Raw genomic sequence first — 6,930 nt, forward strand, 5'->3', positions numbered from 1 at the left:
GTCCCGCTCCGCCTCCTCCGTCTCGCGGGCGCGACCGACGGCCCTGGCCGCCTGCTCGTGGGCCGCCTCCACCTTATCGGCGAGGCTGCCGAGGGAGTCCGCGAGCCCCCGCGCGTCGTCCGTGCGGAACAGGAGCCGCCGCTCCCCGGTGCGTCCGTCCTCGAACCACTCGTGCGCGATGCCGCGCGCGTCGAGCTCGGCGTCGATGGCTGCGCGCACGTCCTCCCATCCCTCGACGCTCGCGAGGTCGCGGACGTCGAGCTTAGCCCACCCGTTCCGCTCCTCGCCCTGCGGGGCGCCGCCGCCGGGCGCGACCCTCTCCTGGGCGTCCCGCAGCGCGCGGGCGAGTCCAGCCGAGCTCTCCCGCGCGTGCAGGCGCCCCCGCTCGATCATGATCCGTATGCTCCATTCCAGCAGCTTGTCGCCGGCGTCGTCGCCGAAGTCGTCAGCCATGCCCGGTCTCTCCCTTCCGTCTCCTGCCAGCTGTCCCCGTGGGGGCTACCTTTTGCCGGCGTCCTGGACCTCGAGCCAGTGCTCCCGGGCGTCGACGTCCCGCTTGAGGAACATGTACGCGAACCAGCGGTCCCAGAGCTCGCCCCGGCGGTCCTCCGAGCGGAGGTGGTCCTGGTAGAGCTCGGACGCCCTCGCGTCGAGCCCGTCGAGCGCGTATCGGGCGTACACGTCCTCGGGGCGGGCGTCGCGCGTGAGCTCCTTCACCCGCTTTGCGCGCTCCCGCGCCGCGGCGGCCCTCGCCCTGGCGGCGAGGGCCCGGTAGCCCTCCGGGTTGTTCGGGTCGAGGAAGCTCGCGAGCTCGGGGTAGAAGCGCCCCTTCCCCTCCCTGGCGGGGTGCAGGCCCTCCCAGTCCCTGAGCGACCGCGCGATGTCCGGGGCCCTCACGCCCTCCTCGTAGAGGGGCCTGTAGAGGGCGAGCGCCTCGGCGCGGTCGCGCGTGTACGGGTAACAGCGGAGGACCTCGTGGAATGCCCCCTCGATCCCCTCGCCGCGTCCGGTCGGGGCGTCCCCGCCTTTGGTATGCGTATCTAACCCTTTTCTATTGGGTGAGGCGCGCTCAGGGCACCCCTGAGATCTCTTCAGGGGTGAGGGTGAGGCGGCTTCAGGGGAGCCCCCTGCGCGGGGTGAGGCGGCTTCAGGGGTCGCCGCGCCCCCGCAGCGGGCTATCGCCTCCGCGACCGGCCCCGGCACGGCGACGTACATGTTCGTCGTCCTCCCGCGCCACCTGCGCTCGCCGACGCAGTCGATGAGTCCCCTCCTCTCGAGCGCGTGCACGACGTCGATCGCGTGCCGCTCCGAGCAGCCGGCGCGGTGGGCCGTCATCGCGTTGCTGCCGTAGTAGCAGCCGCCCTTCCCCTGGCTGTAGGAGTACACGAGTGCGTAGACCGCCAGCTCGACCCCCTTCAGGGCGAGGCCGTCCCGGCTGCTCATGAACTCGAAGATGCAGTAGAAGCTCTCGGGCGGCACCCTCGGCGCCGCCCCGCTCTCCCTCTCTGGCATGGGGCCTCCTTCTCCCGCTCCGCCGCGCTCCCGCGCGTCCCAGGGGTCGTCGCGCGGCGCCCCTTTTCGAGGCCGCCGCCGGGCGGCGAGTGCCCGCAGCTTTCGAAAACGCGGCCGCCGCCGCGACCCCCGGGGCGAGGGCCGGGGCCGAGGAGGGCCCCGGAATGGGAGAGGAGGTGCGTGGGCATGGGCGAGACGAGCGGGACGAGGGACCTGGCGGACGTCGTCATCCCCGCCGGCCTGTCCGCGGAGGAGCGCGCCGCCAGCTTCGTCGAGCAGGTGGGGAGCCCCTACGAGTTCGAGAGCCACGGCGTGAGGGTCCGCATCAGCTTCGCGGGGCAGATCCCCATAGAGGACGCGGTCGCCCGAGTCCTGGGGCTGGGGACCGAGTGAGGCGCCGGGCCACTGCGCGCCCGGGCTGTGCTAGAATCTCGTCGAGGAAAAAACTGGACGACGGTTTTTGGTCGGCTCTCCGGGCGCGCCTGGTCGCGCGCCGTCAGAGGAGGGCCGATTTTTTCATGCCAAGAACCAAGGGAAGGGCTGTCCGCCTGGGCAGCTACGCGCGCCTGTCGCGCGGTGACGACTCGGACGGCGTGTCCGGGAGCATCGTCAACCAGCAGCAGATAATCCGGCAGTACTGCGAGAGGAGCCCCGAGGACCTGAGGATAGTCCGCGAGTACGCCGACGACGGGGTCTCGGGCACCACCTACGACCGCGAGGGGTGGAGGGCGCTCATGTCGGACCTCGAGTCCGGCGTCATCGAGGGCTTCGTCGTCAAGGACTCGAGCCGGTTCGGGCGCAACTCCATCGAGAGCGGGCTGCTCCTGGAGAAGGAGTTCCCAAGGATGAACGGCGGCAGGGGCGTGCGCGTCATCATGATCTCGGAGGGCTACGACTCCGCCTCGAGCGACCCCTACACCTCGAGCATCATGCTCGCCTTCCGCGGGATGCTCAACGAGAACGTCAGCCGCGACACCTCCGTCAAGACCCGCGCGGGCCTCCACGCGAAGATGCAGCGCGGCGAGAGGGCGTGTGCCTTCGCGCCGTACGGTTACGCCGACGACCCCGAGAGGCGCGGGCGCCTGGTCGTAGACGGGCCGGCGGCCTCCAACGTCAGGAGGATATTCGCCATGAAGCTCGACGGGATGTCGCCCCAGGCAATCGCCGACGAGCTCAACCGCCTGGGCGAGCCGTGTCCGGGCGCGTACAAGCGGGAGCGCGGGGTGAGCCTCGCGATGCCCTTCGCCGGCGCCGACGGCCCTCGGTGGCGCCCGGTCACCGTGGCGCGGATACTCTCCAACGAGGTGTACGCGGGCACGATGGTCCAGGGGAGGACCTACACCCCCAGCTTCCGCAGCAGGAAGACACTCCCGCACGCCCCCGAGGAGTGGTTCCGCAAGGAGGGGGCGCACGAGGCGATCGTGAGCCTCCACGAGTTCGAGCTGGTCCAGGATCTCATGGCGAGGGACACGCGGACCGCCCCCGGGTCGCGTGTCGTCGCCCTGTTCAGCGGCATCGCGTACTGCGCCGAATGCGGGCAGCAGATGCTCATCCGGACGGGCCGCAACGGCAACCGCTACCTCACCTGCTCGACCAACAAGCGAGACGCGCGCCGCTGCAGCTCTCACCTGTTCAACGAGGCGCGCCTCCGCGCGATCGTCGCGGAGGCCGCCCAGGCCCTGGTCGACGTGAGTGTCGACACCTCGCGATTCGTGGCGTCCCACAGGGACGAGCTCGTGCGCGAGCGCACGGCCGACGTCGACCGCCGCATAGACGACGCGCGCAGGAGGCAGGAGCGGGCGCTTCACTTCCGCCACGGCCTCGTCGACGACCTCGAGGCCGGGGTCATCACCAAGGAGGAGTACGGCCTGTTCGCCTCCGCCTACGCCTCGAGGATCGAGGAGGCGCGCTCGGCGGTGCTCGAGCTCGAGGCGGAGCGGGAGCGGGTCGCGGACCTCGTGACGGAGGCAGAGGCCGCCCTGGAGCGGTTCGCGGCGAGCGGGAGCATCGGCGAGCTCACCAGGCGCAAGGTTGTCGAGCTCGTCGAGCGCGTCGACATCCACGAGGACAAGTCGGTCGAGGTCCGCTTCCGCGTCCAGGACGTGATGGAGCGCGCGGGCGTCGCGTTCGCGGAGGGGGAATCCCGATGAGGGCGGAGGGCAGGGCGCTCAGAGCGGCCATCTACGCGAGCGCGTCGAACTGGGCGCCGCTGACGCGCCCCGACGTCCCGCTCGCGGAGCAGTCCAGGAGGTGCCGGGAGGCGATAGACGCCGACCCGACGCTCAGGCGCGCGGCGACCTATCGCAACCGCTACGCGAACGGCGAGGCGGGCGACTACCGGCGCCTCGTCGAGGACGCCGTCAACCGGAGGTTCGACTGCCTCGTCGTGTGCGGGGGCAACCGGCTGGGCCCCTCGGAGCGGGCCGCCTTCTTCCTGGTCGGGCGCTTCCTCGCGCCGGCGGGCTTCCGCGTCGTCGACGTGGCGGAGGGCTGGGACACGGAGGCCTCGGGCGGGAGGGCGTACGCGTTCCACTTGCGCGGGATGTCGAGGACCGAGAGACGGGCGGAGAGGAGGTCCGAGGATGGCGCGCAAGAGCAGGAGGACTGACGCCCCGGCGACCGCGCCCGCGGCGAGGGCGAAGGTGTGCCGGATGGGCGTCTACGCACGCACCAGCAAGAGCTACGGCGACGACGGAAGCAGCATCGAGAACCAGAAACGCATCGTCGCCGACCACATCGGGAGGCTGCCGGACGCCGTGGTGGCCGGGTACTACGTCGACGACGGGGCGACGGGCACCAACCAGGACCGGGAGGCGTTCCAGCGCATGGTCGGCGACCTCCGTGCCGGCAGGATCGACGGCGTGGCGGCCAAGGACGCCAGCCGCCTCGGGCGCGACTACGTCGAGTGCCAGACCTTCATCAGGGAGACCCTGCCCGCGCTCGGCGCCCGGCTCATCCTCGTGGCGGACGGGGTGGACAGCAAGGACGGCGCGTCCCCCGACGGGTTCGGGATGGACGTCAAGAGCCTCCTGAACTCCCTGTACAGCCGCGACCTCAGCAGGAAGATCCACGCCACCTTCGAGGCGGCGCGCCGGAGGGGCCCCATCGTCCTCGGGAACGTCCCGTACGGGTACCTTCGCGACCCCGCCGACGCGCACCACCTGGTCCCCGACCCCGAGACCGCGCCCCACGTGCGCGAGATGTTCCGCATGAAGCTCGCCGGCGCGCCCAACGCCGAGATCGCGCGGCGCCTCGAGGAGGCTGGCGCGCCGACCGCGGGGAGGGCGAAGTACGACCGCGCGGGCAAGCAGGCGACGAGCAGGGACTCCAGGCGCTGGCACGCCCGCAACGTCAACCGGATGCTCGCCAACCCCGTCTACGCGGGGCGGGTGGCCATGGGCAAGTGGACCCAGAAGCTCTACCTCGGCTTACCGCACGAGAAGAACTCCCCCGAGGAGTGGCTCCTCGTGGAGGGGGCGCACGAGCCCCTGGTCGACCCCGGCGACTTCGACAGGCTGCAGCGCGAGCACGAGGAGAGGGTCGCGAGGCGCAGGGAGGCCCTCGCCGCAACAGAAAGGATCAGGGAGCTGCACCCCGACCGGCTCGCCGGGAAGGTGCGCTGCGGCGTCTGCGGAGCCTCCATGCACATCTGCCGCTGGGTCGAGGACGGCGTGTTCTGGGGCGCCGAGTACATGTGCGGCAGGAACGACGCCGGCGAGGGCGGCGGCAGGCACCGCGTCGCCGTGCCGCTGGTGGAGACCGTGTGCATGGACGTCATCCGCAGCCAGGTCGAGCAGCGCGTCGCGCTGGACGAGCTCGTCGCCTCGAGGGCCGCCGACGGCACGCTCGCGCGGCGGCTCGCCGAGGCGGCCGCGTCCCTGGCGGAGACGGACGCCGAGGTCGGCGAGATCGAGGAGAAGGCCGTCCAACTCAAGGCCGAGCACTCGCGCGGCGAGGTCTCCTCGGCCGACTACCGGCGCATCGAGCGGCTCCTCTGGTCGAGGCTCGAGGCAGCGAGGGCGCATCGGGCAGAGGCGGAGGCGCGCCGCGGACTGCTCGCGTCCCTCTCCGAGGGAGGGGCCGGGGCCGTCCTCGGCGAGGCGGGGCGCCTCCTCGGCAGCTTCAGCAAGGAGCTCGCGGACGCCGCCATCGAGTCGGTAACCCTCGAGGGCGACGGCTCCCTCTCGGTGCGCCTGCGGTTCACCGACGCCTACCGAAAGGCCGAGACGATACGGGAGGCCCTGTCATGATCGCGCTCTACTGCAGGCTCTCCGTCGCCGACGGCACCGGGGGCGAGTCCGACTCCATAGCGAACCAGAGGCTGCTCCTCGCGGACTTCATCGCCTCGCGCGACGACCTCGCGGGCGAGGGCCACCTGTTCTTCGTGGACGACGGCATCAGCGGCACCCACGCCGAGAACCGCCCCGCCCTCCAGAGGATGCTGGCCATGTGCCGGGAGGGGCGGATCAGCACGGTCGTGGTGAAGGACCTCTCGAGGCTCAGCCGCGACGGCCTCTACTGCGTGGGCCTCGTCGAGGACGAGCTGCCGTCGCTCGGGGTCCGCGTCATCGCGGTCACGGACAACTACGACTCCAAGCGCGACGGCAAGAGCCCCGCCGCCAGCACCGAGCTCGGCTTCCGGACGATCATGAACTCGTGGTACTCCAGGGACCTTTCTCACAAGGTGACCCAGTCCATAGAGAGCGAGCGCGCGGGCGGGACGAACCTCAACACGGTCCCGTTCGGCTACCGCAAGGGGAGGGGCGAGCGGGCCTGCGAGGTCGACGAGGAGGGCGCGGCGGTGGTCCGGAGGATATTCGAGCTCGCGTGCGAGGGGCTCGACCAGGGGGCGATCGCCGCCGCACTCAACGAGGAGGGCGCCGTCACCCCGCACAACCTCAGGGCCCTCAGGAACCCGGGAGGCAAGCTCGCGCCCAAGCCGAACCAGCGGTGGACGGGCACGATGGTGAAGACCGTGGTGCGCAACCCCCACTACAAGGGGACCCTCGTCCTCGGCAAGAGCAAGAGGGTCGAGATGGGCCTCGGGGCGTCCCGCCCGACGGACCCGTCGGAGCGCCGGGTCTTCGAAGGCGCCCACGAGGCGGTCGTGGACGCCGGCACGTGGGAGCGCGCGCAGGCGTCCATGCGCGACACGCGCTGCGGCGGGAGGAGGGAGCCTCTCGGCCACCTGTTCTCAGGGCTCGTCTTCTGCCCCCACTGCGGGGCGGCGGTGTCCTTCAGGAGCGAGAGGCAGGCTCCCGTCGAGCGCTACACGGCCTACTGCGGGTGCTTCACGGAGCCGCCCTCCATCTCGCTCGCGGACCTTTCCGACGCCGTCGGGTGCGTGCTCCGCGCGCACGCCGACCTGGCGCTCGGACTGTCGGACGCGATCGCCGCCGCCGAGGCGGCGCCAGAGAG

The 6,930-nt window shown here is 71.6% G+C and carries 7 protein-coding genes; 5 read left to right on the forward strand and 2 right to left on the reverse strand.

Translation table 11 applies throughout. The features are described 5' to 3' along the window. Together HMPREF1023_RS15575 and HMPREF1023_RS01140 are read right to left on the reverse strand one after the other, a co-directional pair. Positions 1-453 (reverse strand): hypothetical protein (locus tag HMPREF1023_RS15575; RefSeq protein ID WP_009304290.1); only part of this gene is annotated, 453 nt, incomplete at its 3' end. 45 nt (positions 454-498) lie between these two features. Continuing rightward, entirely contained in the window at positions 499-1,512 is a 1,014-nt protein-coding gene (locus HMPREF1023_RS01140) for a helix-turn-helix domain-containing protein (RefSeq protein WP_009304291.1), read from the reverse strand. A 186-nt stretch (positions 1,513-1,698) separates the two neighbouring features. Here HMPREF1023_RS01140 and HMPREF1023_RS15580 point away from each other — a divergent pair, with 186 nt between their 5' ends. The 5 genes from HMPREF1023_RS15580 to HMPREF1023_RS01165 all read left to right on the forward strand — a co-directional run. Beyond that, entirely contained in the window at positions 1,699-1,905 is a 207-nt protein-coding gene (locus HMPREF1023_RS15580; RefSeq protein WP_035578237.1) for a DUF6870 family protein, read from the forward strand. Between the two features lie 125 nt (positions 1,906-2,030). Further along, on the forward strand, positions 2,031-3,662 hold the full coding sequence (locus tag HMPREF1023_RS01150; protein ID WP_009304292.1) for a recombinase family protein: 1,632 nt from the start codon (positions 2,031-2,033) through the stop codon (positions 3,660-3,662). Next, positions 3,659-4,120, forward strand: coding sequence for a recombinase family protein (locus HMPREF1023_RS01155; RefSeq protein ID WP_009304293.1), 462 nt, complete (start codon positions 3,659-3,661; stop codon positions 4,118-4,120). The genes HMPREF1023_RS01150 and HMPREF1023_RS01155 overlap by 4 nt, the downstream gene beginning before the upstream one ends. Then, entirely contained in the window at positions 4,095-5,762 is a 1,668-nt protein-coding gene (locus HMPREF1023_RS01160) for a recombinase family protein (RefSeq protein ID WP_009304294.1), read from the forward strand. The genes HMPREF1023_RS01155 and HMPREF1023_RS01160 overlap by 26 nt, the downstream gene beginning before the upstream one ends. Beyond that, the coding region (locus tag HMPREF1023_RS01165; RefSeq protein ID WP_009304295.1) for a recombinase family protein at positions 5,759-6,930 on the forward strand (1,172 nt) is incomplete at its 3' end. The genes HMPREF1023_RS01160 and HMPREF1023_RS01165, both read left to right, overlap by 4 nt.

The organism is Eggerthella sp. 1_3_56FAA, assembly GCF_000185625.1.
GTDB lineage: Bacteria > Actinomycetota > Coriobacteriia > Coriobacteriales > Eggerthellaceae > Eggerthella > Eggerthella lenta.

Coding starts and splice junctions, on each gene's coding strand:
- HMPREF1023_RS01160 (WP_009304294.1), top strand. CDS start 4,095: ATGGCGCGCAAGAGCAGGAGGACTGACGCCCCGGCGACCGCGCCCGCG.
- HMPREF1023_RS01140 (WP_009304291.1), bottom strand. CDS start 1,512: ATGCCAGAGAGGGAGAGCGGGGCGGCGCCGAGGGTGCCGCCCGAGAGC.
- HMPREF1023_RS15580 (WP_035578237.1), top strand. CDS start 1,699: ATGGGCGAGACGAGCGGGACGAGGGACCTGGCGGACGTCGTCATCCCC.
- HMPREF1023_RS01155 (WP_009304293.1), top strand. CDS start 3,659: ATGAGGGCGGAGGGCAGGGCGCTCAGAGCGGCCATCTACGCGAGCGCG.
- HMPREF1023_RS01150 (WP_009304292.1), top strand. CDS start 2,031: ATGCCAAGAACCAAGGGAAGGGCTGTCCGCCTGGGCAGCTACGCGCGC.